General features: G+C 59.4%; 1 protein-coding gene. It reads left to right on the top strand.

Going from position 1 to position 256, the window contains the following annotated elements:
- On the top strand, positions 1–256 hold a 256-nt coding region (locus H6A60_RS14630; RefSeq protein ID WP_205105347.1), incomplete at both ends, for an EamA family transporter.

The following is a 256-nucleotide window of genomic DNA, read 5'->3' on the forward strand; positions in this document are numbered from 1 at the left end:
GACGTGGGGCATCGTGCTGTTTGGGCAACATGTAAGCGAGATAAGGGAGATACCGCGTCATGCCTGGCTCTTCCTTGTGCTGAGCGGCGTGGCGACGGGGCTGTCGTGGTTGTTCTATTTCAAGGCACTGCAGACAGGCGACGTGTCGCGCGTGGCACCGATAGACAAACTGAGCGTCGTCATCACCATCTGCCTGTCGTTCTTGTTTCTGAAGGAACCGGTCAGCCTGCGGGTGGTGGCGGGCGCGCTGCTGATT

Origin of the sequence: Sutterella massiliensis, assembly GCF_016899755.1 — a bacterium.
Taxonomy (GTDB): Bacteria; Pseudomonadota; Gammaproteobacteria; order Burkholderiales; family Burkholderiaceae_F; genus Sutterella; species Sutterella massiliensis.